The organism is Phenylobacterium sp. J426 (assembly GCF_024699945.1).
Classification (GTDB): Bacteria; Pseudomonadota; Alphaproteobacteria; order Caulobacterales; family Caulobacteraceae; genus Phenylobacterium.
Genome location: NZ_JAJOMY010000001.1, coordinates 2,410,021 through 2,436,989 on the forward strand (window position 1 = coordinate 2,410,021; position 26,969 = coordinate 2,436,989).

Here is a 26,969-nt window from a genome sequence, read left to right on the forward strand (position 1 = left end):
ATCCGTGGCGCGATGATTGGGCGGCCGACGACTGAGCAGGGGCTGGCCGACGCCGCCCGGGGGAAAACCCTACGCCCGAGTTTCTCCGAACGCCGTTCCCGAGTTCGTGATGATACCCAACACGATGCCTGTCATTCCGGCCGCAGCGAAGCTGCAGAGGCCGCGTCCACGGGGTTCGGCCCTGGGTCCGGGATCGGCCTGCGGCCGTCCGGGATGGCAGGTGTCTGTTCGGAAGCGGCGAAGCCCTACCGCGCCAGCGCCGGCCGGATCGCGGGCGGCTTCACCTTCAGCTCCGGCGTGTCCGCGGCGGCGCCGTAGTACCAGCCCTGGGCGTAATCCACGCCCGCCAGCCGCACGGCCCGCTCGGCGTCCGCCGTCTCGACCATCTCGGCCAGGGTCTTCACGTCCAGCTCCCGGCACAGGTTCACCAGGTGGCGGATGAAAGTGCTCTCGCGGCCGCCGTGCTGAAGTTCGCGGATGTAGCGGCCGTCGATCTTCAGGATGTCGATGGTCAGCTGCTGCAGATAGGCCAGCGACGCGGCGCCGGCCCCGAAGTCGTCCAGGCACACCTCGCAGCCCGCCGCGCGCAGCGCCTGCAGCCGTCGGTCGGCGGCGGCCAGATCGTCGATCGCGGCGCTCTCGGTGATCTCCAGGATGAGCCGGTCCTTCACGGTCGGCCGCGCCTTCAGCAGCGCCTCCGCCCGCGCCACGAAGGCGTCCGAGGCGATCGTGCGGCCCGAGATGTTGACCGCCAGCGAGGTCTTCGGCTGGGCCTCGAGCACGTCGAGCGCCTCTTCCAGGATCGCCAGGTCCAGCGGCTCGATGAGGTCCATCTCCTCGGCCGCGCGGATGGTCGGGAAGGGGCTCGCCTCCTCGCCGAAGCGCACCAGCACCTCGTGATGGCTCACCCGGCCGTCCATCAGCCGGATGACGGGCTGGTAGGTCAGGCGGAACTGGCGGTCGCGGATCGTGGCGCCCAGTGCGCGGGCGTCGGTCAGCGCGCCTTCGATGGCGGTGTCCAGCGCCTGACCCAAGGTCTCGGGACGGGCTTCGGTCAGCCCCTCTTCGACGAAGCTGTTCAGGGCGAAGCGCAGCGCCTTGATCGCCTGCTTGGAGCTCTCGACCCCGCCCATGGCGATCACGCCGGCCTCGGGCGTCACCGGGAGCTCGATCAGCCGCTTCAGCCGGCTCTGCAGCGCCCGTGCGTCCTCGCCCTTGGCGCGGACGAGGGCGAAGCGGTCCTCCCCCAGGTCGGTGGCGGCCTCGCCGCGGTGGGCCAGAGAGCGCAGCACGCCCGACAGCTGGTCGGTGAGGGGGCCGCGCTCGTCTTCCGGCGCGGCGTCCAGGGCGGCGCTCAGGCCCGCCAGTTCCACCAGCGCCAGCTCCAGCCCGGGATCGTCGGCCAGCTTGGCGGCCATCGCCTCGAAGTCGGCGCGGCTCAGCAGGCCTTCGCCGGCGGCGCCGCCGGCCCGGGCGAAGGCGCACGAGACGGCGCCCCCGTTCTGCGGCAGCCGAAGGGCGCAGAGGCTGGCCCGGCGGATCGGCTTTCCTTCGGCCGCGGCCAGGCTGACCACCAGCGGCCCGGCGCGCGAGCCGGGCTCCAGGCCGTCCAGCAGGGCGGCCACCATGGCGTGGTCGGCGCGGGCGACGAACTGCCGCCACGGGCGTCCGCTCAAGGAGGTCTCGGCCTCGCCCGACAGGGTCTCGCTGGCGCCCAGCGCGAACGCGATCCGCCCGTCCGCGCCGATCTCCAGCAGGAGGTCGGCGCCGGCGAAGGCGAAGCCCAGCATCCGGTGCGACATCAGTTCCAAAGCGGGTCAGAGTCCTCGAAGTTCAGCCCATACCTGTAGGGCCCGCGGCTTAAGCCCGCGTTTCGGAGGGTGGTTGACGGAGGGTTGACGGCGCGGCGGGGCGGCAGCTCAGGCCGCAGCGGGGGCGCGACGCGGCTTCAGCATGCGCTGGCGGTCCTTCAGCACGGCGTAGAGCCGCTCACGCTGGTGCTCGCCGGCCGGCAGGGGGATGCGGCTGTTCTGGATTTCCAGATCCTGTCCCGCTTCCCGGGCGAGCCTGTCCATCGCCTCCGGATCCAGCCGCCACAGCAGGTCCACCAGGTCGTGGACCAGCAGCTCGAGCGTCGCCACCCGCGAGACCAGGTCGCGGCGGCTGGTGCGGATCGCCTCGGGCGCGGCGGGCATGGCTGGCGTCGATCCTCGGGTTACGCTTACGATGCGGGCCATGCTGCGTGGCCACATCTTAAGGTTTCAATATCGCTACGGGTTTTCAGCCACCGGTTTCAGCTGCGGCGGGCGGGGCTGAGGCTTGGACGCGCTCCCCGTGCGGCCGACCGCCCGCGTCGTCCTGCTTGATCGCACCGACCGCGTGCTGCTGATGAAGGGACGCCTGCCCAGCCGGCCGGACGGCGAGGGGGCCTGGTTCACCATCGGCGGCGGGGTCGAACCCGGCGAGACCATGGCCGAGGCTGCGGCCCGCGAGATCCGCGAGGAGACCGGCTGGCTGGACTTCGACCTCGGACCTGTCCTCTGGCGGCGCGAGGGCGTGATGCGGCTGCCCGCGCCCACGCTGTTGCGGGAAGAGTACTTTCTGGCCCGCTGCGCGGGCGGCGACCCCGACCGCTCCGGCTGGCATCCGCACGAGCACGACCTGATCGACGACATCCGCTGGTGGGACCGCCTCGCGCTGCTGACCACGGCCGACCGCGTCTTCCCGCCCGGCCTCGCCCGCCTGCTGGAGGACGTCATCGCCGGGCGCCCTGCCCGCCAAGCCGCCCCTCATTCCCTGGACATGACCTGTCGCGCTACCGTCAAGCGCCGCCGCTAGAGGATGCCCATGCTCGCGCTCATCGCCGCCGCTGCTCTGGCCATCCCTGCCGACTGCGATCTGGAGCGGCCGTCCGGGGCCGCCGGCTGCACCCTCGCCGCCGTCGACGCCCTGCCGATGAACGCCCTGCAGGCGATCGGCACCCACAACTCCTACAAGCTCGCCATTCCCCCGAACGAGATGGCGCTCGTTCGCTCCGCCGATCCGCGGCAGGCGGACGCCCTGGACTACAGCCACCGCCCGCTCGCCGACCAGCTCGACGCCGGCGCCCGCCAGCTCGAGATCGACATCGCCAACGACCCGCAGGGCGGCCTCTACGCCACGCCGCTCGGCTACCGGATGGCCGGGGCCAAGGCCGAGCCTTACGACCTCACCCCCTGAAGGGCCCTGGGCTCAAGGTCCTCCACGTCCCGGACGTCGACTACCGGTCGAGCTGCCCCACCTTCACCGCCTGCCTTCAGATCGTCCGCGCGTGGTCGGAGGCCCATCCCGACCACGTGCCGATCCTGATCCTGCTCAACCTCAAGGAAGGCGCGCTCAAGCTGCCGGGCGCGGTCGAGGCGCCCGCCTTCGACGCCGAAGCCATGGATCGCATCGACGCTGAGATCCGCGCCGTGTTCCCGGAGAACGAGCTGATCACCCCCGACAAGGTGCAGGGCCGCCATCCCACGCTGCGGGACGCGGCGCGCGCTGGGGCCTGGCCAAGGCTTCGCGAGGCCCGCGGAAAGGTGATGTTCGCCTGCGACTGCCCCGCGGGCCAGGTCGCCCTCTACCGCGGCCCGCGCAAGTCGCTGCAGGGGCGCGCCGCCTTCGTGAACATCGAGGAGACGTCGCCGGCGGCGGCCTACATCACCCTGAACGAGCCGGTCGAACAGGCCGAACGTATCCGCGCTGCGGTGAAGGCCGGCCTGATCGTCCGCACCCGCGCCGACGCCGACACCTGGGAAGCCCGCTCGGGCGACCGCAGCCGCCAGGCGGCGGCCTTCGCCTCCGGCGCCCAGTACGTGTCCACCGACTACATGCAGCCCGACCCGCGGCTCGGCCCCTACGACGTGAAGCTCCCCGGCGGCGGCGTGGCCCGCGTCAGCCCCGCCCGCTAGGCAGGCGGCGGGTCCGCGAACTCCAACTCCGAGTTCGGCGCGGCCGGGTCCTCGGTGGGAACGCTCAGCACCGGCGGCGGCGTCTCTGCCAGAGGCGGACTGGCCGGCGGCGGCGCCTCCACCACGCGGTCCGATGCGTCGACGGCGACCGCAGGGGCTTCCGGCGAGGGCGGCGGCTCGGCCTGCGCCTGCGCCACCTCACCGTTCCTCTCGTCGTCATCCTTGTCGCCGTCGCCGACCACGGCCTTGCCGATCTGCTTGCCGACGAAGCTGCCGGCGATCTTGCCGATCGGACCGCCCGCGGCGCCGGCGAGCCCGCCGATCAGGCCGCCGACCGTCCCGCCGGCCTTCTCCTTGGTCACCAGCTTCTTCTTTTTCGTCTTCGAGCCGTCGACCTCGGCCGGCGCGACTTCGGTCGCGGGCGCGGGGTCGCCCAGCGCCGGGCCGGCCGCCGCTGGCGGCGGGATTGTGGCCGAAGCGTCCGCCGCGACAGGCGCGGGCGCAGGGGCCGGCGCGCCCAGCACGGGCTCGCCGGCGGGGAACTCGGATGCGGGCGGCAGCTGCGCCCACGCGCTGCCGGCCGTCATGGTGGCGGCGCCCATGGCTCCGCAGATGGCCGTGGTCAGCATGAGACGCATGGCGGTCTCCTCAAAAGCGCGTCCCTCCTGGTCGAGGGCTCACAACGCCTTTCGAGAGCCTGCGTTTCAGCTTGGCCGTGGAGGCCGGCGAGGACGCCGGGCCGAGTCGCCAAAGAAAAAGGGGGTCGAAGGCCGCCTGCGCGCGGCCTCCAACCCCCTCTGTCTCAACCGTCCCCCCGGGCGATCCCGGGAGCGCGGACCTCTTAGCCGGTGACCTTCAGGTTGGTCGCCGAGGTCTTGCCCGACCGGCGGTCCTGCTCGAGGTCGAAGTTGACCGTCTGGCCTTCGTTCAGGCCTGACAGGCCGGCCTGCTCGACCGCCGAGATGTGGACGAAGATGTCCTGCCCGCCATTGTCCGGCTTGATGAAGCCGAAGCCCTTGGTCGGGTTGAACCACTTCACCGAGCCCGAGCCCGAGCCGGCGGGCTCGCCGCGCGAACGCTCGCCGCCGCCGAAGCCGCCGCGACCGCCGCCGCCGTAGCCGCCGCCGCCGCCGTAGCCGCCGCCACGGTCACCGTAGCCGCCGCCGCCGCCGTAGCCGCCGCGATCGCCGCGGTCGCCGAACCCGCCGCCCGACCGACGCGGAGCCGGCGCGCCTTGCGCCGTCACCACGATCGACGTCGCGGCCAGCTTGCCGGAACGCCGATCCTGCTCGAGTTCGTACTCGACCTGGTCGCCTTCGTTCAGGGCGTCGAGCCCCGCCTGAGCCACCGCCGAGATGTGAACGAAGATATCCTGTCCGCCGTCATCGGGCTGGATGAAACCAAAGCCCTTGGCCGTGTTGAACCACTTGACCGTGCCGCTCGCCATTCGCCGTAACCTACCGAGATAGAAGAGTCTGCGCCGCCGCCCTGGGCGACGCCCGGCCAATCCACGCGACGGGCCGTGCCGACGTTGTAGCTGTGGAAATCTCGCGTGCCTAGCGCTCACGGGCGGGGCGCGTGACACGGGTCTGCAAACGGCCTATCTAGCGCGCCCTTTCCAGCACAGGTGGAGTTGAAGGCCTCGTGCAGAGCCTCTGCATCTATTGCGGGTCGTCCCCGGGGACCGATCCGCGCTTCATGGAAGAAGCCGTCACCGCCGGCACGCGCATCGCCGAGGCCGGGCTCACGCTCGTCTACGGCGGCGGTCGCGTGGGGCTGATGGGCGCCGTCGCCGACGCCGCCCTGGCCGCCGGCGGCAAGGTCGTGGGCGTCATGCCGGCCGACCTGGTCAGCCAGGAGATCGCCCACACCGGCCTCACCGAACTTGTCGTCGTGAACTCCATGCACGAGCGGAAGTGGAAGATGGCCGAGCTGTCCTCGGGCTTCCTCTGCCTGCCCGGCGGTCCCGGCACCTTCGAGGAAATCTTCGAGCAGTGGACCTGGGCGCTGCTGGGCTTCCACGCCAAGCCCTGCGGCTTCGTCAACGTCGCGGGTTATTACGACCTGCTGCGCCAGACGATCCAGCAGATGGCCGACAACGGCTTCATCAAGCAGCAGTACGTCGACATGCTGATCTACGCCGACACCACGACCGAGGCGATCGAGCGCTTCCAGGCCTACGTCCCGCCGCCGCCGAAGTGGGGCGTCGCCCCCCGTGGAGCAGCGCTACTAGGGCCGGATCGCCTGGCAGGGCGCGTGAACCACGCCGCGCCCGGGTCCCGACGCGCCGCCGCCCGCCCGCGCCAGCAGCGCCACGCGCACCTCCAGCGGGTGCCGCCCGCGCGCCGGCCAGTAGCAGCCCAGCGGCAGGGGCGTCGCGGCCAGCTGGGTCTTCAGCAGGGCGCCGGCGTAGACGCCTCGCGCCTTGGGCCGGCTGAGCATCACGGCGGCGTCGCAGGCCAGCTCCTGGTCCAGCCGCAGCAGCCGCGCCGCCAGGTGGACCATCGGATTGAACCAGCACAGGCACTGGGCGCCCGCCAGCAGCGCGATGGCGCGCGGGTCCTTTCGCGCCACGTGGATGCGCTCGTGGGCGCGGATCAGCGCGCGCTCCTCCGCCGAATAGCCGCCGTCGTCGGCCGGCATCACGATCCGCGGCGAGATGAGGCCCACCACCGCCGGGCCCGCGCGGCCGGCCCGCAGCTCGGCGTGGAACCGCGCCTGCGCCCGGGCGAACGCCGCGCCTATGGCCAGCACGCCGACCAGCCAGGCCAGCAGCGCCGGCCCGGCGAGGGCCGCCGCCGCCGGCGGGGCCTCGAACCCCCTCGGAAGGTTGACGAAGAACAGCACCAGGCCGGCCAGCGCCGCGGCGGGCGGGATCCGCCAGAGCTGGTAGGCCGTCTCGGCGCCGTACAGCCGGCGCACCGGCAGCCGCACCGCCGCCACTAGCCCGATGGCCGCAGCCGCCGCAGCGTTGGCCTGCAGTCCGGCCGCGGCCAGGGTCAGGCCCGGATCGGGCCCCAGGATCGCGTGCAGCGCCTCACCCATCGTCGCTCTCCCAGCCCCGGCCATTCGTCTTACGTCTGTAGCCTTGTTGTGCAGGCTACAAGTGTAATCTCGCCTGTCAAGCCGATCGGTGGCGCCCCGTCCACAGTCGGGCTAGCGTCGCGGCGGGGGAGATCGCATTGACCGCTCAAGCCAGCGTCGCGTCGGCGACCGTTCACGAGGCCCGCATCGGCGTCCTGGGCGCCACCGCCCTGGTCATGGGGGCGATGATCGGCTCCGGCGTCTATCTGCTGCCGGCGACCCTCGGCGCGGTGGGCTCGATCTCGATCCTGGGGTGGCTGGCCGCCACCGCCGCCGCGCTGGCCGTGGCCGGCGTCTTCGCGTGGTTGGGACCGCTGGTCCCCCAGGCGAGCGGCCTGGCGGGCTATGTCCAGGCGGGTCTCGGCCGGTTCGCCGGGGTCCAGACCACGCTCGCCTACTGGTGCTCCTGCTGGTTCGGCAGCGTCGCCATCGCGCTCGCCGTCGCCGGCTACGCCGCCTACCTCGCGCCCGCGCTGGCCGGCCCCGGGCCCAGGCTCGGCACGACGCTGGCTGCGCTCTGGCTCGGCATCCTCGCCGCCTGGATCGGGCCCCGCGTCGTCGCGCGGGTCGAGGGCTGGACCCTGGCGTTGGGCCTCCTGCCGGTCGGGCTGGCGGCGGTGGCGGGCTGGTTCTGGTTCGACCCCGACGTCTTCCGCGCCTCCTGGAATCCGCAGACCCTGAGCGTCCCCGCCGCCATCCGCGACAGCGGTCTCGCCGCCTTCTGGGCGTTCCTGGGGCTGGAGGGCGCGGCCGCCGTCGCTGCGGTGGTCCGCAATCCGGCCCGCGACGTGCCCCGCGCCACCCTCCTGGGCGTGGTCGGCGCCGCGGTCGTCTACATCGCCGCCTGCGTGGCCCTCATGGGCATCCTGCCGGCCGCCCAGCTTTCGGCCTCGACCGCGCCTTTCGCCGACGCCGCCCGCGTGGCCCTGGGCGTGGGCGGCGGCGCCGTCATCGCGGTCTGCGCCCTGGCCCGCACCACCGGCTGCGTCACCGCCTGGATCCTGCTTTCGGCCGAGACCACCCGGGGCGCCGCCGACGAAGGCGCGTTCCTTCGCCGCTTCGCCAGCCGCGACGGCCGCATGCCGGCGGTGAACCTGCTGGTCGTCGGCGTGCTGATGACCATCGCCGCCGTCGCCACCGTCTCGCCGACGCTGGGCGAGCAGTTCGGCATCCTGATCAATGTCGCGGCCCTGCTCAGTCTCTACGCCTACATCCTGGCCGGCGCCTCGCTGATCCGCCTGGCGCGCGGGCTGCCTGCGAGCAGACGCCTCGCGGCGATGCTGACGGGCGGCCTCGCCATCGCCTGCGCGCTCGGGCTCGTCTCGACCGCCAAGCCGATCGAGTGGCTCTACAGCCTGATCCCGGTGGCCTTCGGCGTGGCCCTGTATCCTCGGCCTCCGGCGGCGCTAGAACCTGAGGCGAAGCGGAGGAGGGGCCGATGACCATGCTGCCCGTCGAGTTCTATCGTGGCGAGGACGCGCTGAAGGCCGACCGCGCCCACATCCTGCGCCGCACCTGGCAGTTCGTCGGCCACGTCTCGCAGGTCGCCGCCAAGGGCGACTACATCGCCGACGTCGTCGGCGGCGCGCCGGTGGTCGTGGTCCGCGACGAGGCCGACGGTCACGGGGCCCTCAAGGCCTTCCACAACGTCTGCCGCCATCGCGCCGGCGGCCTGGTGCAGGACGGGACCGGCAACTGCGGCGACCAGTTCGTCTGCCGCTACCACGGCTGGCGCTACAGGCTGGACGGCCGGCTGCGCAGCGCAACCGACTTCGGCCCGGCGCCGGGGTTCGACCCCCGCAACTTCAGCCTCTATCCGATCCGCGTGGACACCTGGCGCGGCATGGTCTTCGTCAACCTCGACCTGGCCGCCGCCCCGCTCGCCGACATGTTGGCCCCGCTCGACCGCCGCTGGGCGGCCGACCTGCCGGAATATGGCCTCACCGAGCAGCGCACGCACCACATCGCCTGCAACTGGAAGACCTACGTCGAGAACTACCTCGAGGGCTATCACCTGCCGATGGTCCATCCGGAGTTCGACGAGGACATCGTGGTCTCGGACTACAGCGTCGAGATCGAGGGCGACCTCTGCTTCCACGCCGCGCCCGCCCGGGACGGTTCCGTCAACGCGGGCCTCTGGGCCTGGATGTGGCCGAACCTCGCCATCAACACCTATCGGCACGGCTACATGGTCGAGCGGATGACCGCGACCGGCCCCGAGAGCACCCGCCTCGACTACTTCTACTTCTTCGACCCCTCGAAGCTGACCGAACTCGCCGAGATGTTCGTGGTCTCCGACCGCGTCACCGCCCAGGACAAGGACATCTGCGAGATGGTCCAGCGCAACCTCGACGCCGGCGTCTATCTCCCGGGCGTGCTGTCGCCCAAGCACGAGGCCGGCATCGCCTGGTTCCAGTCCCGCGTGGCCCAGCACCACGACGGCCCCACCCCTCTCGCCGCGGTTTCTTGAGTACCCGAATGAAGCTTTCCGCCGTTCTCGCCGGCCTGGCGCTCGCCGTCTCCGCCGTCACCTCCGCGCTGGCCGCGCCCCAGCTCACGACCCAGGACTACCTGATCAAGGACTTCGGGTTCGCGACCGGCGAGCGCCTGCCGGAGCTGCGCCTGCGCTACCACACGCTGGGGACGCCGCACCGCAACGCCAAGGGCGAGATCGACAACGCCGTCCTTATCCTCCACGGCACAGGCGGCTCGGGGAAACAGTTCCTCAGCCCCCAGTTCGCCGACGTCCTGTTCGCTCCCGGCGGCCAGCTCGATCCCGCGAAGTACTTCATCATCCTGCCCGACAACATCGGTCACGGCGGCTCGTCCAAGCCTTCGGACGGCCTGCGGGCGAAGTTCCCCCGTTACGACTACGCCGACATGGTCGAGGCCCAGCACCGCCTCGTGACGGAGAAGCTCGGCGTGAAGCAGCTGCGCCTGATCATGGGCACCTCGATGGGCTGCATGCACGGCTTCATGTGGGCCACCCAATGGCCCGCCGGCGCCAAGGCGCTGATGCCGATGGCCTGCCAGCCCGTGGAGATCGCCGGCCGCAACCGCGTCTGGCGCCAGATGGCCATGACCGCCATCACCTCCGACCCGGCCTATATGGGCGGCGACTACAAGACCCAGCCCGAGCAGGGCCTGAAAGCCGCCGCCATGCTGCTGGTCCTCGCCGGCTCTTCGCCGATCCCCTGGCAGGAGCAGATGCCCACGGGCGCCGCCGCCGACGCCTGGGTGGCCCAGGAGCTGCCGCGCCGCGTGGCGACCATGGACGCTAACGACTTCGTCTGGCAGGTCGCCAGCTCCCGCACCTACGATCCCTCGAAGGACCTCGAGAAGATCACCGCGCCGATGACCTGGGTGAACTCGGCCGACGACTTCATCAACCCGCCCGAGCTGGGCCTTGCCGAGGCCGCCGCCAAGCGGCTGCCGACCACCCGCTTCATCCTGCTGCCCGCGACCGACAAGACCCGCGGCCACGGCAGCCACACCTGGGCCGTCCTCTGGCAGGACGAGCTCGCCGACCTGCTGAAGCGCTCGCAGTAGCGGGCGCTCTGTGAGCTCCGCACCGCGCTACACGCTCGCCTTCCTCACCAACGAGTGGGAGTGGAAGGAAGATCTCGACGTCGACGACTTCGATGCCGCCAAGGCCGCCACGCGCGCGGCCCTGGAGCGCGTCGTTCGCGAGGAGGCCCCCGAACTCGCCTGCGTCACCCTCATGGAAGGCGACGTACGGATCGGCGTCTGGGACTGGGTCCTGGACCGCCCCTACTGGACGCCGCTTTAGGCGCGGCGTCGGCTCACTCGCCCCCGTCGGCGGGCTCGGGCGGCCGCAGCACGCCGTCTTCGTCCTGCACATGCAGCACGGCGGCCAGTCCGCCGGACGAGGCCGCCAGCCGGCGGGCCGCACGTATTGCGCTCTCGCGTCGCCGGTAGCGTCCGACGTTCAGGTTCTGGCCGATGATCCGCCACCGACCGCTCTGCTTGACGACGCCATAGTGGACTTGGGGCATCCGCATCTCCTCTGGCTCGGGCTCAGCAGACTCGGTCGATGTGGCCAGACTGCGGCGGGAGGCGGGTCGCCCGTCGGTGAGCGATTTGCCGGGCTGGCGTGTTATCCTCGCGCCAATCAGGGAGGCCCTGCTCGATGAAGCTCTCCGACGAAGACCGCGACCGTCTCGCGCTGCACTCCGCTTTCGCCGTCCACCAGATCGCCCGCTGGATCGCCACGCGCCAGGACGTCCCCGCCGACATCCGTGAGCGCCTGCGCGGCCATATCTCGGCCCTCGAGGGCGTGCTGGTGACCAACGGTCACGACTGGATCAAGGACGAGATCGAGGCGACCGAGCAGGCGCTGAGCTAGTCCCTAGCGGACGAAGCTGGCCCCGTTCGCGTCCAGCACTGCGCCGGTCATAGACGCCGGCGCCTCCAGCGCCAGGTAGGCGGCGATGCTGGCGATCTCGTCGGGCGCGGCCACCCGGCCCAGCGGGATGTCGGCCAGCAGCTTGTCGCCGCCGCGGCTCGCCAGATAGTCGTCGGCCATGCCGGTCATGACGAAGCCCGGGCACACCGCGAACCCCAGGATCTCCTCGCGCGCATAGCCCCGGGCGATCGACTTGGTCATGCCGACCATGCCGGCCTTCGACGCCGCATAGTGCCAGTGCGCGGGGCTGTCGCCGCGATAGGCCGCACGGCTGGCGATGTTGATGATCCGGCCGCCGCCCCCGCGCTCGCGGAAGTGCAGGATCGCACGGCGGCAGAGGTCGGCCGAGGCCTGCAGGTTGATCTGGATCGTCCGCCCCCAGGCGGTCTGCCATTCGTCGGCCGGCGCCGCCACGTCCACGCCCTCGAACACGCCGGCGTTGTTCACCAGCACGTCGATCCGCCCGTTCAGCGCCTCCAGCGCCCGGTCCCACAGTCCGTCCGCTGCGCCGGCCTGGCTGAGATCGGCGCCGATCACGCCCGCTCCATCGCCGCGCCCATGCCCCACCACCTTCGCGCCCTTGGCCTCCAGCGCCGGCACGATGGCCGCCCCGATGCCCCGCGTGGAGCCGGTGACGAGGATGTGGGCGGGCATGTAGCGACTCCGAAAATGGAACTGTCATCCCGGCCGTAGCGCAGCCCCCCGGGTCCGGCCAACGGCCGGCCCGAGGATAAACTCCGCGCCGGGACCCAGGGGGTTTCTGCGTTGCGTCCGCCCTGGGTCCCGGATCGCCTGCGGCGTCCGGGATGACGACGAAGGGTGGACTACACCGTCGTCGAGGTCGGCCGCACGATCACTTCGTTGACGTCCACATCGGCGGGCTGGGCGATGGCGAACCGCACGGCCCGGGCGATGGCCTCGGCCGGCAGCGCCTTCTGGCGGTAGTCGTCGATGAACGCCGCGGTCTCGGCATGGGTGATCGTGTGCGCCAGCTCCGACGTCGTGACACCCGGCGACACCACCGTCACCCGCACCTTGTCGGTCTCCTGGCGCAGCGCTTCCGAGATCACGCGGACGGCATACTTGGTCGCGCAATAGACCGCCGCCGTCGGCAGGATCTGGTGGCCGGCCGTGGACGCGATGTTGACGATCTGGCCGTGGCCCTGCGCCTCCATCACCGGCAGCGCCGCGGCGATGCCGTGCAGGACGCCGCGGATGTTGACGTCGATCATCTGGTCCCAATCGTCGACCTTCAGGGCCGCGAGCGGCGACAGCGGCATGACGCCGGCGTTGTTGACGATCACGTCGATGCGGCCGAACCGCTGGCGCGCCGCGTCGACGAACGCCTGCACGCTCTCTCTCGACGTGACGTCCAGGCCAAGGGCCATCGCCGTGCCGCCCGCCGCCTCGATCTCGGCCTTCAGGGCCTCCAGCCGCTCCACGCGCCGGGCGCCGATCACCACCGTGGCGCCATGCGCCGCTAGGTCCCGGGCCACCGCCTCGCCGATGCCGCTCGACGCGCCGGTCACCAGCACCACCTTGTTCGCAACTTCAGTCATCGCCGTCTCCTTGCTCGTTTGGCGAAGCAAGGGATGCCAGGGCTGGAGGATCGGGCGTTAGAACGCTCCTCCGCGGTTCTTGCACGATCCTCTGAGAAGCGGCCCGCCGGGGTTGCGCGCCCTGAGCCCGCGTGGGAGGCGTGGGTCATGGAAAAGCTCGCGGAACTGATCGCCCGCCACGCGCCCGACGAGGGCATGCACGACATGCCTATTCCTGGGCTGGCGCTGTTCAAGCTCTCGGCTCCGACCGAGGGCGTCCCGGTGCTGCACCAGCCGGCCGTCTGCATTATCGCGCAAGGCGCCAAGGACGTGCTGCTGGCCGACGAGCTCCACCACTACGACGCCGACTGCCACCTGGTGGTCTCGGTCGACCTGCCGCTCACCGGGCGGGTGGTGCAGGCCAGCGCGGAGAAGCCCTACCTCTGCGTCCGCGTCGACCTCGAGCCCGCTCTGATCAGCGAGCTGATGCTGCAGCAGCCGCCGCCGCCGGGCGGGGAGGGCGCCCGCGGCCTGCACATCAGCCGCACCACGCCCGAGCTTGCCGACGCCGCGGCCCGCCTCGTCGCCCTGGCGGATCGGCCGCAGGACGCCGCGGTCCTGGCCCCGCTGATCCGCCGCGAAATCCACTACCGGCTGCTGACGGGCGACCAGGCCGGCATGGTCCGCCAGATCGGGGCGCCCGACAGTCGCCTGGCCCAGGTCAGCCGCGCCATCGCCTGGATCCGCGAGACCTTCGACCGCCCCTTCAGCATCGAGGCCGTGGCCCGCGCCGCCGGCATGAGCCCGTCTGCCCTGCACCAGCACTTCAAGGCGGTCACCGCCATGAGCCCGCTGCAGTACCAGAAGCAGCTCCGCCTGCAGGAGGCTCGCCGGCTGATGATCGGCGAGGCCCGCGACGCCCAGGCGGCCGGCTTCGAGGTCGGCTACGAGAGCCCCTCCCAGTTCAGCCGCGAATACGCTCGCCTGTTCGGCGCGCCGCCCGCGCGAGACGCCGCCCGCCTGCGGGCCGAGGCGCCGGCGTACGTCTAGTCCGCGACCCCCAGCACCTTCTTCAGGAACTGCACCTCGACCGTCCGAACGGCCTCCTGGTTGGCCTTCTTGTAGATGCCGTGGCCCTCGTCCCTGGCCAGCACGTACCAGACCTCGGTGCCCTGGGCGCGCAGCTTGGCGACCATCTGCTCGCTCTCGCTCTGCGGCACGCGCGGGTCGTTGGCGCCCTGGAAGACCATCATCGGCTTCTTCATCTTCGGGCTCATCTTGATCGGCGCGATGCGCTCGAACACCGCCCGCATCTTCGGGTCCCGCTCGTCGCCGTACTCGGCCCGGCGCAGGTCGCGCCGATAGCCCTCGGTGTTCTCCAGGAAGGTGATGAAGTCCGAGATGCCGTAGAGGTCGATCACCCCCGCCAGCCGGTCGTTGTAGTGGCCGGCCACCGCCAGCACCATGTACCCGCCGTAGGACTGGCCCACCACCGCCACGCGGCTCGCGTCCAGGTCCGGCTGCCTGGCCACCCAGTCCAGCAGGGCGCCGATGTCCTTCACCGAGTCCTCGCGCTTCTCGGCGTTGTCGAGGGAGAGGTAGGTCTTGCCGTAGCCGCTGGAGCCGCGGACGTTGGGGATGATCACCGCCGCGCCCAGCTCGTTCACCCACGACTGCCGGCGCGGGTTGAAGCTGGGCTGCTCCTGGCCTTCCGGCCCGCCGTGGATCTGGATGACGACGGGCAGCTTCTTGCCGGCCAAGGTCTTCTGGGCCGCGCCCTTAGGCCGGTAGATGAACGCCGGGATCGTGCGCTTGTCGAAGGTCGGATAGCGGAACAGGGTCGGCTCGACGAGGCGCTCGGCGTCCAGCCCGCCCAGCTCGCTCTCCGTCCACCGCACCAGCTGGCCGCTCGCCAGCTCATAGCTCCAGACGTCGCCCGAGCTCGTCGAGGTCGACAGCGACAGCCCCAGCTTCGTCCCGTCCGGCGAGAACTTCATCGCCGTCAGCACGCCCATCGGCAGCTTCGGCCCCGGCAGCTCGCGCCCGGTGGCCACATCGCGCAGCACGACCTTGGAGTAGCCCTCCTCGTTCACCGCCACCGCGATCGTCCGGCCGTCGGGCGAGACGTCCAGGTCCTCCGCGCCCCACTTGGCGCCCGGCGCCAGGTCCCGCACCCGTCCCGTGGCCACGTCGATCACCACCGGCCGCGTCACCTCCGAGCCGTCGTCCGACAGGATCACCACGCTGCGGCCGCCGTCCAGGAACGCCCCGCCCTGGTAGGCGATCTTGCGGCCCTGCGGCCCCAGCGCCGCCAGGTCGCCGGTCGTCGCGTCCAGCACGAAGATCTCGCTCTGCGCCGCCGAGACGTAGCGCGAGACCAGCAGCCGCTTGCCGTCGGCCGAGATGTCCAGCGGCGAGATCGCGCCCACGCCCTCGTGCGCCACCCGCCGGCTCGTCGGATCGGCCGGATCGGCGACCATGATGTCGTAGTTGGGATCGCCCGGCGTCACCTGGCTCCAGGCGACCAGCCTGCCGTCCTTCGAGAACTTGAAGCCCTGGTTGCGGGTCTTCGGCGCCGTGAGCTGCGCCTCGCGCCCCGCCAGGTCGCGGATGTAGGCCTGGTAGTATTCCGCCCCGCCCACGTCGATCGGATAGAGGAACCGCGCCGCCCCCGGTTGGGCGATCGCCTGGCTGATCGGCTCGCGCGCGAAGGTGAGCTGCGTCCGCGCCGCCCCCGGCGCCTTCACATGGTGGATCTGCTGCACGTCGCCGAACCGGGTGGCGATCAGCATCGAGCCGTCCGGCAGCCAGTCCTCGAACACCGCCGAGCGGGCGTTGTAGTACGGCGCGATCGCCGCCTTCAGCTCGGGCGGCGTCGCCGGCACGCCCTGATAGACGATCTGGCCCTCCTCGCGCGTCGCCACCTGGGCCGACGCCCCGGCCGCCACCATCAGAGCCACGGCCGCACCGGCCAGCCACGCACGCGTCGACATTCTCGAACACCCCCAACAGGACACAGGCCGGCGACCGAAGCGCGGCCGGCGCCTGCCGTCAATCCATCGGCGTGCTACCTGTTTCGCAGAACAGGAGTCGGGCCGAAGGGCCGGGGAGGGCTCGAACATGAAACCGCAGGACATCCTGCCCAGGCTGGCGCTGGCCGCCGCCATCGTCGGCGCGATCGCCTACGTCTTCACCTGGGACGGCGCCGCGCCCGAGAACATCGCCACCGCGGTGAAGGGAACCGGCGTCGGCTTCCTCGCCCTCTACTGCGCCATGCTGGCCCGCGAGCTCGACGGCTGGCTGATCGCCGTCGTCATGCTGCTGGGCATGCTGGGCGACGTGCTCCTGAACGCCGTCGGCCTCACCACGGGCGCGCTCGCCTTCCTGGCCGGTCACGTCGTGGCCATCGTCCTCTACCGCCGGAACGCCCGATCCAAGGCCGGGGGCCCTCTGACGCCCGCGACCATCCTCGGCGTCGTCCTCTTCACCGCCGCCGTCGCCGCCTTCGCCGCCTGGCTGCCGGGCGACCCCGCCCAGGCGCCGGGCGTCGGCCTCTATTCCGCCGGCCTCGCCCTGATGGCCGCCACCGCCTGGATCAGCCGCTTCCCCCGCGCGCTCACCGGCCTGGGCGCGCTGCTCTTCCTGGCCTCCGACCTGCTGATCTTCGCCCAGATCGGCCCGCTCGCCGGCCAGCCCTGGACCGGCTACGGCGTCTGGGGCCTCTATTTCGCAGGCCAGCTCCTCATCGCCCTCGGCGTCACCCGCACGCTGGCCGGGCGCTCCACCTGAACGCCTCCCACGAAAGGAGCTGTCATCTCGGAGGCCGCGCCGCGGCTATCCGGGACCCGGAAGGTTCTGCAGCGCGGCGGCCTTGGGGCCCGGCGCTCCGCGGCGTTCCGGCCGGGATGACGATCTGAGGGTGGTGCGAACACCCACGTCCGAATCCGACGCACCCCGCCCCTACACCTCGCAACATCGATGCGGACGGCCACACCGCCGTCCCCGCCGAACCGCACCACCCGCCGCCATCGCCCTCACGCCACACGGCCCGGGCGACGGAACATCTTGCGAACCTGGAACGAACCAGGTACGCATGAGTCCTCGGCTCTGGTTCGAGTTCGACGGCCGGGTTGGCGGAATCGTGGGATAGATGAGGGCTCGGAAATGACTCAGTCGGCGTTGAGGCTCGTGGCAAAAGAAGACGGTGAAAAGGCGCGGGCGCTCGAGGCGGCCCTGGCGCAGATCGATCGGGCCTTCGGCAAGGGCTCGGTGATGAAGCTGGGCGACAAGGGCAAGGTCGACATCGAGTCGGTCTCCACCGGTTCGCTCGGCCTCGACATGGCGCTCGGCATCGGCGGCCTGCCCAAGGGCCGGATCATCGAGATCTACGGCCCGGAAAGCTCGGGCAAGACGACGCTGGCCCTGCACGTGGTCGCCGAGGTCCAGAAGGCCGGCGGCACCGCCGCCTTCGTCGACGCCGAACACGCGCTCGACCCGTCCTACGCCTTCAAGCTGGGCGTCAACCTGGACGACCTCCTCGTCGCCCAGCCCGACACCGGCGAACAGGCGCTCGAGATCACCGACACGCTCGTCCGCTCCAACGCCGCCGACGTCATCGTCATCGATAGCGTGGCCGCGCTGACCCCGCGCGCCGAGATCGAGGGCGAGATGGGCGACAGCCTGCCCGGCCTCCAGGCCCGCCTGATGAGCCAGGCGCTGCGCAAGCTCACCGCCTCGATCAACAAGGCCAAGACGCTGGTCATCTTCATCAACCAGATCCGGATGAAGATCGGCGTCATGTACGGCTCGCCGGAAACGACCACCGGCGGCAACGCGCTCAAGTTCTACGCCTCGGTCCGCCTCGACATCCGCCGCACCGGCTCGGTCAAGGTCCGCGACGAGATCGTCGGCAACAACGTCCGGGTGAAGGTGGTCAAGAACAAGGTCGCCCCGCCGTTCCGCGAGGTCGAGTTCGACATCATGTACGGCGAGGGGATCTCCAAGCTGGGCGAGATCATCGACCTCGGCGTCAAGGCCGGCGTGGTCGAGAAGTCGGGCTCCTGGTTCTCCTTCAGCAGCCAGCGCATCGGCCAGGGCCGCGACAACGTCCGGGAGTTCCTCAAGAACAACCCCGACATCGCCGCCCAGATCGAGGCCCGCGTCCGCGGCGCCAAGGCCGCCATCGAGGAAGAACTCCTCGTCGGCCCCACCGAGCAGGAAGCCAAGGACGCCGCCGAAGACGGCTCGCTGTAAGGCGGCCTCCTCCGCTCCCCCCACCCAACCCTCGGATGTCATCCCGGACGCCGCAAAGCGGCTATCCGGGACCCCAAAGGGCGAAAGGGGGGAAGGGCAGGGCGCCAACCACTTAGCTCACCCCCGCGCAATCGGGGACGAAGTTCCTCTGAAGCCAACCCGCGCCGGCGTCGGGCCTCCCCGCCAACCCGGCCCGCCGCCACCCACCCTGCGCGCGAGCGCGGCCTCAGAGGACAGGACGCCCAGGGGACGCCCCGGGCGTCCTTTTTGTTGGGGAGACCTGGGCCCGGACGGCTGTTCATGACTGAGGCTGTGTAAAAACGCGAAGCAGGGCAGACTCCTGACACACGGGTCGGGAGGCGCTGATGAGCCGCTTCGTCGAGGGTGAAGATCGCCGTCAGCCGGTGCTGCTTCCCAGCTGTCTGGACGACTACGTCAGCGACGAGAACCCGGCTCGGCTGATCGACGTCTTCGTTGATGAGCTGGATCTCGGCGGCCTGGGTTTCGAGATCGTCCCGGCTGCGACGGGCCGGCCGGCGTATCACCCGGCGATGCTGCTGAAGCTATACATCTATGGCTACCTCAACCGGGTGCAGTCGAGCCGGCGGCTGGAGCGCGAAGCACAGCGCAACGTCGAGCTGATGTGGCTGACGGGGAAGCTCGCGCCGGACCACAAGACCATCGCCAACTTCCGGAAGGACAACGGCGCAGCGATCCAGGCGGCCTGCGCCCACTTCATTGTGCTGTGCCGTCAGATCGGCCTGTTCACTCAGGCGGTGGCTGCGGTGGACGGCAGCAAATTCAAGGCGGTGAACACCCGCGACAAGAACTTCACGCCGGCCAAGCTGAAGAAGCGGATCGAGCAGGTCGCGGAGCACATCGCCGGCTATCTCCAGGAGCTGGACACCGCCGACCGTCTCGAGGGCGAGGCGGTCGAAGCCCGCACCGTGAAGCTCAAGGACAAGATCGCCACGCTGCGGGCGCAGATGCAGGCGCTGAAGGCGATGGAGGCGCAGGTGGAGGCGTCCCCTGACGGCCAGGTATCGCTGACCGATCCGGACGCGCGATCCATGGCCACGAGCGGCCGCGGCAGCGGCATCGTCGGCTACAACGTCCAGAGCGTCGTCGACGCCGAGCACCACCTGATCGTCGCCCATGACGTGATCACCACGGGCAGCGATCGCCAGCAGCTCGCCGAGATGAGCGGCAAGGCCAAGGACGCCATGGGCGTGGAGCGGCTCGAGATGCTGGCCGACCGAGGCTACTTCTCCGGCGAGGAGATCCTGGCCTGCGAGCAGATCGGCGTGACGCCGTACGTGCCCAAGCCGCTCACCTCAGGTGCCAAGGCCGATGGACGCTTCGGCAAGCAGGACTTTGCTTACGTGCCCGAGCAGGACGCCTATCGCTGTCCCGGCGGGAGCCTGCTCCGGCGGCGCATGACGACCGTCGAGAAGGGGCTCACCCTGCATCGCTACTGGGATCGGGCGAGCTGCCAGGCCTGCGCGCTGAAGCCCCAGTGCACGCCCAGCGTCGAGCGCCGGATCACCCGCTGGGAGCATGAAGCCACGATCGAGGCGCTGCAGCGGCGGATGGATCTCGCGCCCTACGCCATGCGGGCCCGCCGGCGGATCGTCGAACACCCCTTCGGGACGATCAAAGCCTGGATGGGCCACACCCACTTCCTAATGAAGCGGCTCCCGAACGTGAAGACGGAGATCAGTCTCCACATCCTCGCCTACAACATGAAGCGGGTGATGCAGATGCTCGGAACGGGGCCGCTGATCGCGGCGATCCGGACCTGAGGGAGCGGCGCGTCTAGCCCGCCTGCCATCAGCGGCTCAGCGCCGGCAGCGAGTTTTTACACGGCCTCGACTCTCTAGCGGAACTTCGTAGAATCCGGTCTTAGGCGCGAAGGTGGGCAACGGGTCGGTTGCGGACGTTCGGGAGGTCTGCTCTGAACCCGCAGTCGAAGTCGCTTGGGCGCGGAGTTCGTTGGCCCTAGCTTCCTGAATATGGCTCTCGCTAACGCTGGCCAACGATCAAGCAGAGGTATGAGACCTGCCGCGGCAGTCATACCACTGCGTCTGTTGGGCCAAGTCGCTTTAGTCGGCGCCCTCGGGCTCTCGGCTTGCGGTGAGACGTCAAGTGCGCCCGTGGTTCAGGACTTCGGGGCTTTCAAACTGAAGGTGCCACGTGACGACGAGATCTGCGGCTCCGCACAGGTCGTGCCTGACACTCTGGTCTTCTACCTGCCGCCCGACAGCGGCCGTTGCGACGCTCCCGCCATCTTGGTGCAGGTAATAGCCGATCGCGAAGGCCCGGCCGCTGTTGGAGTGCCGTTCCGCGCGCAAGTCAGCCTTGCGCAAGCCTTACTTCGGTCCACCCCCAACGAGCGCTACGTCTTGACGGACCCAGGGCTCGGCGGCTTCCAGCCAATGAACTTTGAAGGAGCGATCGCCTGGTCCGCCTGCCGTAGCAGTTGCGTTGCGGTGTTTCGGCATCAGTCGGCAGTCGTGCGGGTGACGTGGAGTCGCGAGGCGACAGCGCGCGCCCCTGGCGAGATCGCATCCGTAGTTCGCGGTCACCTTGTGCGTTGGACCTCGGGCCCCTGAAGCGGTTGGGGGCGAAGGTCCACTTCCGACCGAGGCCGTGTAAAAAGCTCGCTGGCGGCCCTGAGCCGCTGATCTGCAGCGCGCGCGAGACGCGCCGCTCCCTCAGATCCGGATCGCCGCCGTCAGGGTCCCCATTCCGCAGAATGTGGGCCGCAGAGTCGGCGTTCCGGCCGTGACTCAGCGTCCGCTGTCGACCGAGGCCGTGTAAAAACTCGCTGCCGGCGCTGAGCCGCTGATGGCAGGCGGGCTAGACGCGCCGCTCCCTCAGGTCCGGATCGCCGCGATCAGCGGCCCCGTTCCGAGCATCTGCATCACCCGCTTCATGTTGTAGGCGAGGATGTGGAGACTGATCTCCGTCTTCACGTTCGGGAGCCGCTTCATTAGGAAGTGGGTGTGGCCCATCCAGGCTTTGATCGTCCCGAAGGGGTGTTCGACGATCCGCCGGCGGGCCCGCATGGCGTAGGGCGCGAGATCCATCCGCCGCTGCAGCGCCTCGATCGTGGCTTCATGCTCCCAGCGGGTGATCCGGCGCTCGACGCTGGGCGTGCACTGGGGCTTCAGCGCGCAGGCCTGGCAGCTCGCCCGATCCCAGTAGCGATGCAGGGTGAGCCCCTTCTCGACGGTCGTCATGCGCCGCCGGAGCAGGCTCCCGCCGGGACAGCGATAGGCGTCCTGCTCGGGCACGTAAGCAAAGTCCTGCTTGCCGAAGCGTCCATCGGCCTTGGCACCTGAGGTGAGCGGCTTGGGCACGTACGGCGTCACGCCGATCTGCTCGCAGGCCAGGATCTCCTCGCCGGAGAAGTAGCCTCGGTCGGCCAGCATCTCGAGCCGCTCCACGCCCATGGCGTCCTTGGCCTTGCCGCTCATCTCGGCGAGCTGCTGGCGATCGCTGCCCGTGGTGATCACGTCATGGGCGACGATCAGGTGGTGCTCGGCGTCGACGACGCTCTGGACGTTGTAGCCGACGATGCCGCTGCCGCGGCCGCTCGTGGCCATGGATCGCGCGTCCGGATCGGTCAGCGATACCTGGCCGTCAGGGGACGCCTCCACCTGCGCCTCCATCGCCTTCAGCGCCTGCATCTGCGCCCGCAGCGTGGCGATCTTGTCCTTGAGCTTCACGGTGCGGGCTTCGACCGCCTCGCCCTCGAGACGGTCGGCGGTGTCCAGCTCCTGGAGATAGCCGGCGATGTGCTCCGCGACCTGCTCGATCCGCTTCTTCAGCTTGGCCGGCGTGAAGTTCTTGTCGCGGGTGTTCACCGCCTTGAATTTGCTGCCGTCCACCGCAGCCACCGCCTGAGTGAACAGGCCGATCTGACGGCACAGCACAATGAAGTGGGCGCAGGCCGCCTGGATCGCTGCGCCGTTGTCCTTCCGGAAGTTGGCGATGGTCTTGTGGTCCGGCGCGAGCTTCCCCGTCAGCCACATCAGCTCGACGTTGCGCTGTGCTTCGCGCTCCAGCCGCCGGCTCGACTGCACCCGGTTGAGGTAGCCATAGATGTATAGCTTCAGCAGCATCGCCGGGTGATACGCCGGCCGGCCCGTCGCAGCCGGGACGATCTCGAAACCCAGGCCGCCGAGATCCAGCTCATCAACGAAGACGTCGATCAGCCGAGCCGGGTTCTCGTCGCTGACGTAGTCGTCCAGACAGCTGGGAAGCAGCACCGGCTGACGGCGATCTTCACCCTCGACGAAGCGGCTCATCAGCGCCTCCCGACCCGTGTGTCAGGAGTCTGCCCTGCTTCGCGTTTTTACACAGCCTCGACCCATAGCGGACGCGAACGGACGGCACACTTACTCTCGCGGCCAACGTCGCCTAGGCTCTTGAGCCGCTAGTTCGATGCTGAGGTCGGTGCGAGCTTTGGTGTCGATTATGTGCCGCGGACCGAATGGAAGCTCGGTACCGCTCCAGAGTTCTTCGTTCTGCTCGATCGCGTCTGGATCGTTGTCCAGCACCCCCAAGTAGGCTTCTAGTGTGCGCTCTCGAACGATCACCCACATGCGCTCGACAGAGACGGGAGCATCTCCATCGTCGACAGCGATGCGGAAGATCAGCTTGGCGTAGTCGCCGGGCTGGAGTTGCTCCCGCCCCCCCGCCTCGGGAATCCAGAACGTCGACGGCGCTCCACGGTGACGCTCTTCGCCGTCATCTAAGCACCAGCCGTCTCGCTCAAGGTCAGGCTCTCGCATGCACTAGAGCTAAAGCACCCCGTCGACGTCGGCAAACCACCCATAGCTGACGTTCAGCGCGGCAGCTGAGAGGAGCACCGTCGCGCAGCCACCCGAAGGTCCGCTTCCCGGCGCGTCGTCAATGTCCGTGTGTGGACGCCCCTTAGGAAGCAAGAGGTTTTCGGAGAGGTTCAGCGCCACGGGTTCAGGTGCTTCCGTGTGTCCGGCCTGTTGATGCGGCTCATCACGGCCGCTGGCCTGTATGGAGATCGCGGATCGGGTCCATACCGCTCGCTGCGCGCTCGAGGCGCCAGGACATTGTCTGGTTCTCCCGACCCCGTCTCTGACCGTTGCGCCATAACTCTCTGCTGACCTTCCCGCCTCCCTGACGGCTCTGGCCGACGGCTACATCGCCGCGGCCGGAGCTCTATAGGATCCGCCGTGGGCCATCAGCGCCCAGACGATCCTCGCCATCTTGTTGGCCAGCGCCACCGTCACCAGCATGCGCGGCTTCCTGGCGAGCATCCCCATCAGCCACGGGCTCCCGCTCGAGCCCTCGCGGGCGGCGTGGCTGGCGGCGGAGCTGGCGCCGAGGATCAGCAGCCGCCTCAGACTGCGCTCGCCCATCTTCGAGGTCCGGCCGAGCCGCTCCTTGCCGCCGCTGGAGTGCTGTTTGGGCGTGAGCCCCAGCCAGGCGGCGAAGTCACGGCCTCGCCGGAAGGTCGAAGGCGGCGGCGCGAGCGCTACGAGCGCTGTAGCCACGACAGGACCCACGCCGGGAATCGTCATCAGGCGCTTGGCGACGGGATCAGCCTTGGCCCGCGCTGCGATCTCGCGATCGAGCACGGCGATCTTCGCCTGGACCGACTGCAGGCTCTCGGCGATCACCGCCAGCACGGGGCGCGCCTCGGCCGGCAGCTCCGACGCAGGATCCGCCACCAAGTCGATCAGCTTGGCGACGTGGCCCGGTCCCTGCCGCACGACGTAGCCGAACTCACCAAGGTGACCGCGCAGCGCATTGATCAGCTGCGTGCGCTGACGGACCAGCAGATCGCGGGTGCGGAAGACGACGGCCGCGCCCTGCGCCTCCGCGCTCTTGGCGCCGACGAACCGCATCGTCGGTCGCTGCGCCGCCTCGCAGATCGCCTCGGCATCGGCCATGTCGTTCTTCTGCCGCTTCACGAACGGCTTCACGTACGCCGGCGGGATCAGCCGGGTCTCATGACCCAGAGCGGCGATCTCGCGAGCCCAGTAGTGCGCGCTGGCGCAGGCTTCCATCGCCACCAGGCACCTCGGCTGAGCCGAGAAGAACGCCAGTACCTGGTCTCGCCGAAGCTTCTTGCGGAAAGCCACCGCGCCTGACGCATCCGCGCCGTGCGCCTGGAAGATGCTCTTCGCCAGATCGAGCCCGATCGTAGTAACCTCGCACACGGACGCCTCCTTCGTAGTGGTGCTTCAACACCTCCACTCTGGCACTTCGATGCCGTCAGGGGGCGTCCACCCCATCGCTCCTGGCGCATCTCGGTAGTCACCCGGGGCGACGCCTACCTCCGGCAGGGACTGACATAGGCCTCTCGGTATGGCCTGCCGAAGCAGGCGATCAGACCATCAACGACATCCAGATTTGGCGGCCAGCTGAATCGCACTCCGAACCGCGCTTCCGCGTCTGCGACTGTTTGCGCCCAGGTAGGCGGCGGCGTCGCGGCGATAAGCGTCTCGCGGGCAGCCAGCAGTCGCGGCTTGTCACCCTCAAGGAAGGCGATTGTCGCGTCGACGTAAGGGTTCCAGGCCGCGGTGTCCGTGACCTTGCGAGACTTCGCGAGCAGAGGAGCAGCGCTGGGGGCGTCTCCGGCAAACGCACGCAGCTGACCCTCATGCCAATAGAGGATGCCCTCATTGGAACTTCGTGGATGGGCCAGCCGGTAATCGCGAAGGAGGTCGGCTGCAGCGGCTTCGCAGCCCGGGCGGTTAGCGATCGCGCGCCAGCCGCCTTTCGGATCTTGGTCGAATGCCTGCTGGTCGAGCGCAAGCAATGCCGACCGATCATAGCTGCAGTCAGGAGCAGTCGCGGCTAGTGCAGCGGCCAGGATTGCGCCGAGCATGGGACGAGGGCCTCAACGTTGCCGCACCCGCGAAGCTTGCCCCAACACCTGCGCCTGGCAAGTCAGCTTTCGGGTCGAGGCTGAATGTCTGCTGCTGGCGCTGACCCGAACGTCCGCTAACGGCATCAGCGGGTGGTGTCGGAGCTTAGACTGTTTCCCGACTACTCAGCAGCAAACTCTCCGCGACCTGCCTCGCAGCAGCAGGCGCCCAGGGAATATAGGCCGTGCGCGTCTTGCCGATGTTGCTTGTGATCCTCAGTGTCCCCCTGTCATTGCAGTCAACCTCACGAACGGAACCTAGGTTCAGGGCGACTGTTGTGACGCCATAGATTTTGACCTTCCCACCCACCATTTCTGCCACCTTGCCCCCAATGGCGAAAAATCTTACGGCGGCGATGAGGGCCTGCAACACCATCGCTGGGACGAACAAAACAGCGCCGACTAGCCATGTAGTTCGTGCCGCATCTGGATTGTAACTCAGATGCCTGAAAATCGGCATGCAATAGAAGAAGAACGTAGCGAGCGCGATAACTGCGACGTACTTCGCCATGCCGCTCTTGTTTCCGTAGATGGTGTGCAAATCATCGCCCCCGCGCATCTTGCAGGAAGGTATCTATCAGGTTCCGGCGCAGCTCGGCGATAGAGGCAACCAGTCCTTCGCCTAGCTGGTGATCCACGGCACTGAGGTTCAGCGGCAGGTCCGGCATCGCCGCACGCAACGAAAAGCTTGCATTTATGCCGCTTCCATGTTCTCTTTTTGTTCATGTCCGATCCCGCGGAAATGGCCGAGCGGCACGCGCGCATCCTGGCGGAGCTCTCCGAGCTCGGCTTAGGCCTCGCGCGGGCGGCGGCGCGGGATGCTGAAAGCGCCGAGAGCCCTGAGGATCGGGCCCGGGCGGCGCTGGTGTTCCACCGGATCTCCGCTCCGTGCGCCAGAGCCTGGCGCTGGAGGCGAAGCTCGCCCGCGACGCCCAGCGCGAGGCGCGCGAAGCGGCCGCCCGCGCGGCGAGCGCGGAGCGCGAGCGGGTCCGCCATCGCGAGGCGCAGGTCCGCGACGGGGTCGAGGCGCTGATCTGGCGCGAGATCGAGGGCATGGACGCCGAGGAGCACGAGGCCTTCGAGGAGGACCTCATGGAGGCGACGTGGGCGGAGTCCGCGTCCGACACCTTCTTCACCGACGACCTCGCCGACCAGGTGGCCCGCGTGCTGGCCCGCCTGGGCTTCCAGGCCGGCGACGACGGCGTCGTGCGCCGCATCCCCGACGACCAAAGGGCCCCCCACCAGCCTCCAGGCGCGCGCCCGCCTGGCAGGGCTCCGGCTGAGGTCCGCCGGCGGCTCGGCCTATTTCCCCCGCGCACCTGTCATCCGTACGGCGGCGTCCCCATATGCAAGGTCAGACGCCGTCGTCTCCTGTGCCGCGAGCCGCGCGGTCCGATCACGAGCCGACGTGGCGTCGCCTGGGACTGTCCCTGCCATGTCCGTACTGTTCCTGCTCTCCGCGCTCGGCGTGGCGGCGGCGCTCGCCCTGCCCGCGGCGATGCGCGTCCTCGCGCCGGCCCGTCGCCGATGAGCGGCGCCCCTCCCGTTTCCCCGCAAGCGCCCCCACCGCCGGACCTGGCCCGCGAGAACGCCTACCTCAAGCAGCGCGTGGCTCAGCTCGAGGGCGACGTGACCGACCTTTCCGCCGAGAACCAGCGGCTGCGCGAAGAGCGCGAGCGGCTGCACGCCCGACGCGCGGCCACGGCTCCGAACCCGCTGGGGGCCGGCCAATGATGGGCGTTGTCGGCACGCTGCTGCTGATCCTGCCGATGGTCCTGCTGGCGCTCGGCCTGTTCTGGTTCCGCGGCCGT

General features: G+C 69.8%; 27 protein-coding genes and 2 pseudogenes. 14 read left to right on the top strand and 15 right to left on the bottom strand.

Annotation, left to right across the window (positions count from 1 at the left end; all coding sequences use genetic code 11):
* Nucleotides 1–245: 245 nt before the first annotated feature.
* Nucleotides 246–1,802, bottom strand: coding sequence for an EAL domain-containing protein (locus LRS10_RS12675; RefSeq protein ID WP_257837576.1), 1,557 nt, complete (start codon nucleotides 1,800–1,802; stop codon nucleotides 246–248).
* Between the two features lie 117 nt (nucleotides 1,803–1,919).
* Nucleotides 1,920–2,195 (bottom strand): hypothetical protein, encoded by a 276-nt coding sequence (locus LRS10_RS12680; RefSeq protein WP_257837577.1) that lies wholly within the window; start codon nucleotides 2,193–2,195, stop codon nucleotides 1,920–1,922.
* A gap of 124 nt (nucleotides 2,196–2,319) precedes the next feature.
* Here LRS10_RS12680 and LRS10_RS12685 point away from each other — a divergent pair, with 124 nt between their 5' ends.
* The 3 genes from LRS10_RS12685 to LRS10_RS12695 are packed head-to-tail and all read left to right on the top strand — an operon-like array spanning nucleotide 2,320 to nucleotide 3,938.
* The gene (locus LRS10_RS12685; protein WP_257837578.1) at nucleotides 2,320–2,838 is read left to right on the top strand and encodes an NUDIX hydrolase; all 519 of its coding nucleotides are present in this window, start codon (nucleotides 2,320–2,322) and stop codon (nucleotides 2,836–2,838) included.
* Between the two features lie 9 nt (nucleotides 2,839–2,847).
* Nucleotides 2,848–3,219 carry a phosphatidylinositol-specific phospholipase C1-like protein gene (locus LRS10_RS12690; RefSeq protein ID WP_257837579.1) on the top strand — a complete coding sequence of 124 codons (372 nt, stop codon included), beginning with the start codon at nucleotides 2,848–2,850 and terminating at the stop codon, nucleotides 3,217–3,219.
* Nucleotides 3,216–3,938, top strand: a complete 723-nt coding sequence (locus tag LRS10_RS12695; protein WP_257839159.1) for a phosphatidylinositol-specific phospholipase C1-like protein — start codon at nucleotides 3,216–3,218, stop codon at nucleotides 3,936–3,938. The genes LRS10_RS12690 and LRS10_RS12695 overlap by 4 nt, the downstream gene beginning before the upstream one ends.
* On the opposite strand, the gene LRS10_RS12700 is transcribed toward LRS10_RS12695, so the two are convergent.
* From LRS10_RS12700 to LRS10_RS12710, 3 genes and pseudogenes are all read right to left on the bottom strand, one after another.
* Complete coding sequence (locus tag LRS10_RS12700; RefSeq protein ID WP_257837580.1) at nucleotides 3,935–4,576, bottom strand: hypothetical protein; 642 nt, start codon at nucleotides 4,574–4,576, stop codon at nucleotides 3,935–3,937. The genes LRS10_RS12695 and LRS10_RS12700 overlap by 4 nt on opposite strands.
* Before the next feature lie 203 nt (nucleotides 4,577–4,779).
* Complete coding sequence (locus LRS10_RS12705; RefSeq protein WP_257839160.1) at nucleotides 4,780–4,977, bottom strand: cold-shock protein; 198 nt, start codon at nucleotides 4,975–4,977, stop codon at nucleotides 4,780–4,782.
* Between the two features lie 219 nt (nucleotides 4,978–5,196).
* Nucleotides 5,197–5,385, bottom strand: a pseudogene (locus LRS10_RS12710) (cold-shock protein); the annotation flags it as partial.
* 251 nt (nucleotides 5,386–5,636) lie between these two features.
* On the opposite strand from LRS10_RS12710, the pseudogene LRS10_RS25155 reads away from it, so the two are divergent.
* Nucleotides 5,637–6,059, top strand: a pseudogene (locus tag LRS10_RS25155) (TIGR00730 family Rossman fold protein); the annotation flags it as partial.
* Between the two features lie 108 nt (nucleotides 6,060–6,167).
* On the opposite strand, the gene LRS10_RS25160 reads toward LRS10_RS25155, so the two are convergent.
* A complete protein-coding gene (locus LRS10_RS25160; protein WP_374570992.1) occupies nucleotides 6,168–7,007 on the bottom strand; it encodes a M56 family metallopeptidase in 840 nt (279 codons plus the stop codon).
* A gap of 113 nt (nucleotides 7,008–7,120) precedes the next feature.
* On the opposite strand from LRS10_RS25160, the gene LRS10_RS12720 reads away from it, so the two are divergent.
* From LRS10_RS12720 to LRS10_RS12735, 4 genes are read left to right on the top strand one after another with little or no spacing between them, the layout of a single operon-like run.
* Complete coding sequence (locus tag LRS10_RS12720) at nucleotides 7,121–8,464, top strand: amino acid permease (RefSeq protein ID WP_257837582.1); 1,344 nt, start codon at nucleotides 7,121–7,123, stop codon at nucleotides 8,462–8,464.
* Nucleotides 8,461–9,492, top strand: a complete 1,032-nt coding sequence (locus LRS10_RS12725; RefSeq protein WP_257837583.1) for an aromatic ring-hydroxylating dioxygenase subunit alpha — start codon at nucleotides 8,461–8,463, stop codon at nucleotides 9,490–9,492. Before LRS10_RS12720 ends, LRS10_RS12725 begins: the two co-directional genes overlap by 4 nt.
* 8 nt (nucleotides 9,493–9,500) lie before the next feature.
* On the top strand, nucleotides 9,501–10,571 hold the full coding sequence (locus LRS10_RS12730) for an alpha/beta fold hydrolase (RefSeq protein ID WP_257837584.1): 1,071 nt from the start codon (nucleotides 9,501–9,503) through the stop codon (nucleotides 10,569–10,571).
* 10 nt (nucleotides 10,572–10,581) lie between these two features.
* Nucleotides 10,582–10,812, top strand: coding sequence for a hypothetical protein (locus LRS10_RS12735; RefSeq protein ID WP_257837585.1), 231 nt, complete (start codon nucleotides 10,582–10,584; stop codon nucleotides 10,810–10,812).
* 13 nt (nucleotides 10,813–10,825) lie between these two features.
* On the opposite strand, the gene LRS10_RS12740 is transcribed toward LRS10_RS12735, so the two are convergent.
* The gene (locus LRS10_RS12740; protein WP_257837586.1) at nucleotides 10,826–11,038 is read right to left on the bottom strand and encodes a DUF2188 domain-containing protein; all 213 of its coding nucleotides are present in this window, start codon (nucleotides 11,036–11,038) and stop codon (nucleotides 10,826–10,828) included.
* Nucleotides 11,039–11,172: 134 nt separating this feature from the next.
* Between LRS10_RS12740 and LRS10_RS12745 the strand changes: the two genes are divergently transcribed.
* Entirely contained in the window at nucleotides 11,173–11,388 is a 216-nt protein-coding gene (locus tag LRS10_RS12745) for a hypothetical protein (RefSeq protein ID WP_257837587.1), read from the top strand.
* Nucleotides 11,389–11,391: 3 nt separating this feature from the next.
* On the opposite strand, the gene LRS10_RS12750 is transcribed toward LRS10_RS12745, so the two are convergent.
* Both LRS10_RS12750 and LRS10_RS12755 read right to left on the bottom strand, forming a co-directional pair.
* Nucleotides 11,392–12,102 carry an SDR family NAD(P)-dependent oxidoreductase gene (locus tag LRS10_RS12750; protein ID WP_257837588.1) on the bottom strand — a complete coding sequence of 237 codons (711 nt, stop codon included), beginning with the start codon at nucleotides 12,100–12,102 and terminating at the stop codon, nucleotides 11,392–11,394.
* 170 nt (nucleotides 12,103–12,272) lie between these two features.
* Nucleotides 12,273–13,007 (bottom strand): SDR family oxidoreductase, encoded by a 735-nt coding sequence (locus tag LRS10_RS12755; protein ID WP_257837589.1) that lies wholly within the window; start codon nucleotides 13,005–13,007, stop codon nucleotides 12,273–12,275.
* 147 nt (nucleotides 13,008–13,154) lie between these two features.
* Here LRS10_RS12755 and LRS10_RS12760 point away from each other — a divergent pair, with 147 nt between their 5' ends.
* Complete coding sequence (locus LRS10_RS12760; protein WP_257837590.1) at nucleotides 13,155–14,036, top strand: AraC family transcriptional regulator; 882 nt, start codon at nucleotides 13,155–13,157, stop codon at nucleotides 14,034–14,036.
* On the opposite strand, the gene LRS10_RS12765 is transcribed toward LRS10_RS12760, so the two are convergent.
* Nucleotides 14,033–15,979, bottom strand: coding sequence for an alpha/beta fold hydrolase (locus tag LRS10_RS12765; RefSeq protein ID WP_257837591.1), 1,947 nt, complete (start codon nucleotides 15,977–15,979; stop codon nucleotides 14,033–14,035). The two genes, LRS10_RS12760 and LRS10_RS12765, sit on opposite strands and share 4 nt — an antisense overlap.
* Before the next feature lie 127 nt (nucleotides 15,980–16,106).
* Here LRS10_RS12765 and LRS10_RS12770 point away from each other — a divergent pair, with 127 nt between their 5' ends.
* The 3 genes from LRS10_RS12770 to LRS10_RS12780 all read left to right on the top strand — a co-directional run bounded on the left by LRS10_RS12770 (nucleotide 16,107) and on the right by LRS10_RS12780 (nucleotide 20,041).
* Complete coding sequence (locus tag LRS10_RS12770) at nucleotides 16,107–16,775, top strand: lysoplasmalogenase (protein WP_257837592.1); 669 nt, start codon at nucleotides 16,107–16,109, stop codon at nucleotides 16,773–16,775.
* Between the two features lie 375 nt (nucleotides 16,776–17,150).
* On the top strand, nucleotides 17,151–18,239 hold the full coding sequence (recA, locus tag LRS10_RS12775; RefSeq protein ID WP_257837593.1) for a recombinase RecA: 1,089 nt from the start codon (nucleotides 17,151–17,153) through the stop codon (nucleotides 18,237–18,239).
* Nucleotides 18,240–18,604: 365 nt separating this feature from the next.
* On the top strand, nucleotides 18,605–20,041 hold the full coding sequence (locus tag LRS10_RS12780) for an IS1182 family transposase (RefSeq protein WP_257835611.1): 1,437 nt from the start codon (nucleotides 18,605–18,607) through the stop codon (nucleotides 20,039–20,041).
* A gap of 339 nt (nucleotides 20,042–20,380) precedes the next feature.
* On the opposite strand, the gene LRS10_RS12785 is transcribed toward LRS10_RS12780, so the two are convergent.
* The 5 genes from LRS10_RS12785 to LRS10_RS12805 form a co-directional block, all read right to left on the bottom strand.
* Nucleotides 20,381–20,605, bottom strand: coding sequence for a hypothetical protein (locus LRS10_RS12785; protein WP_257837594.1), 225 nt, complete (start codon nucleotides 20,603–20,605; stop codon nucleotides 20,381–20,383).
* A gap of 510 nt (nucleotides 20,606–21,115) precedes the next feature.
* Entirely contained in the window at nucleotides 21,116–22,552 is a 1,437-nt protein-coding gene (locus LRS10_RS12790; RefSeq protein ID WP_257835611.1) for an IS1182 family transposase, read from the bottom strand.
* Between the two features lie 870 nt (nucleotides 22,553–23,422).
* On the bottom strand, nucleotides 23,423–24,448 hold the full coding sequence (locus tag LRS10_RS12795; protein WP_257837595.1) for an IS110 family transposase: 1,026 nt from the start codon (nucleotides 24,446–24,448) through the stop codon (nucleotides 23,423–23,425).
* Nucleotides 24,449–24,561: 113 nt separating this feature from the next.
* Complete coding sequence (locus LRS10_RS12800) at nucleotides 24,562–25,119, bottom strand: hypothetical protein (protein WP_257837596.1); 558 nt, start codon at nucleotides 25,117–25,119, stop codon at nucleotides 24,562–24,564.
* Between the two features lie 145 nt (nucleotides 25,120–25,264).
* Complete coding sequence (locus tag LRS10_RS12805) at nucleotides 25,265–25,669, bottom strand: hypothetical protein (RefSeq protein ID WP_257837597.1); 405 nt, start codon at nucleotides 25,667–25,669, stop codon at nucleotides 25,265–25,267.
* 377 nt (nucleotides 25,670–26,046) lie between these two features.
* Between LRS10_RS12805 and LRS10_RS12810 the strand changes: the two genes are divergently transcribed.
* Nucleotides 26,047–26,892, top strand: coding sequence for a cell division protein ZapB (locus tag LRS10_RS12810; RefSeq protein ID WP_257837598.1), 846 nt, complete (start codon nucleotides 26,047–26,049; stop codon nucleotides 26,890–26,892).
* Nucleotides 26,893–26,969 lie beyond the last annotated feature (77 nt).

Coding starts and splice junctions, on each gene's coding strand:
- LRS10_RS12675 (WP_257837576.1), bottom strand. CDS start 1,802: ATGTCGCACCGGATGCTGGGCTTCGCCTTCGCCGGCGCCGACCTCCTG.
- LRS10_RS12680 (WP_257837577.1), bottom strand. CDS start 2,195: ATGCCCGCCGCGCCCGAGGCGATCCGCACCAGCCGCCGCGACCTGGTC.
- LRS10_RS12690 (WP_257837579.1), top strand. CDS start 2,848: ATGCTCGCGCTCATCGCCGCCGCTGCTCTGGCCATCCCTGCCGACTGC.
- LRS10_RS12700 (WP_257837580.1), bottom strand. CDS start 4,576: ATGCGTCTCATGCTGACCACGGCCATCTGCGGAGCCATGGGCGCCGCC.
- LRS10_RS25160 (WP_374570992.1), bottom strand. CDS start 7,007: ATGGCCGGGGCTGGGAGAGCGACGATGGGTGAGGCGCTGCACGCGATC.
- LRS10_RS12725 (WP_257837583.1), top strand. CDS start 8,461: ATGACCATGCTGCCCGTCGAGTTCTATCGTGGCGAGGACGCGCTGAAG.
- LRS10_RS12730 (WP_257837584.1), top strand. CDS start 9,501: ATGAAGCTTTCCGCCGTTCTCGCCGGCCTGGCGCTCGCCGTCTCCGCC.
- LRS10_RS12740 (WP_257837586.1), bottom strand. CDS start 11,038: ATGCCCCAAGTCCACTATGGCGTCGTCAAGCAGAGCGGTCGGTGGCGG.
- LRS10_RS12745 (WP_257837587.1), top strand. CDS start 11,173: ATGAAGCTCTCCGACGAAGACCGCGACCGTCTCGCGCTGCACTCCGCT.
- LRS10_RS12750 (WP_257837588.1), bottom strand. CDS start 12,102: ATGCCCGCCCACATCCTCGTCACCGGCTCCACGCGGGGCATCGGGGCG.
- LRS10_RS12755 (WP_257837589.1), bottom strand. CDS start 13,007: ATGACTGAAGTTGCGAACAAGGTGGTGCTGGTGACCGGCGCGTCGAGC.
- LRS10_RS12760 (WP_257837590.1), top strand. CDS start 13,155: ATGGAAAAGCTCGCGGAACTGATCGCCCGCCACGCGCCCGACGAGGGC.
- LRS10_RS12765 (WP_257837591.1), bottom strand. CDS start 15,979: ATGTCGACGCGTGCGTGGCTGGCCGGTGCGGCCGTGGCTCTGATGGTG.
- LRS10_RS12770 (WP_257837592.1), top strand. CDS start 16,107: ATGAAACCGCAGGACATCCTGCCCAGGCTGGCGCTGGCCGCCGCCATC.
- recA (WP_257837593.1), top strand. CDS start 17,151: ATGACTCAGTCGGCGTTGAGGCTCGTGGCAAAAGAAGACGGTGAAAAG.
- LRS10_RS12780 (WP_257835611.1), top strand. CDS start 18,605: ATGAGCCGCTTCGTCGAGGGTGAAGATCGCCGTCAGCCGGTGCTGCTT.
- LRS10_RS12790 (WP_257835611.1), bottom strand. CDS start 22,552: ATGAGCCGCTTCGTCGAGGGTGAAGATCGCCGTCAGCCGGTGCTGCTT.
- LRS10_RS12800 (WP_257837596.1), bottom strand. CDS start 25,119: ATGCTCGGCGCAATCCTGGCCGCTGCACTAGCCGCGACTGCTCCTGAC.
- LRS10_RS12805 (WP_257837597.1), bottom strand. CDS start 25,669: ATGGCGAAGTACGTCGCAGTTATCGCGCTCGCTACGTTCTTCTTCTAT.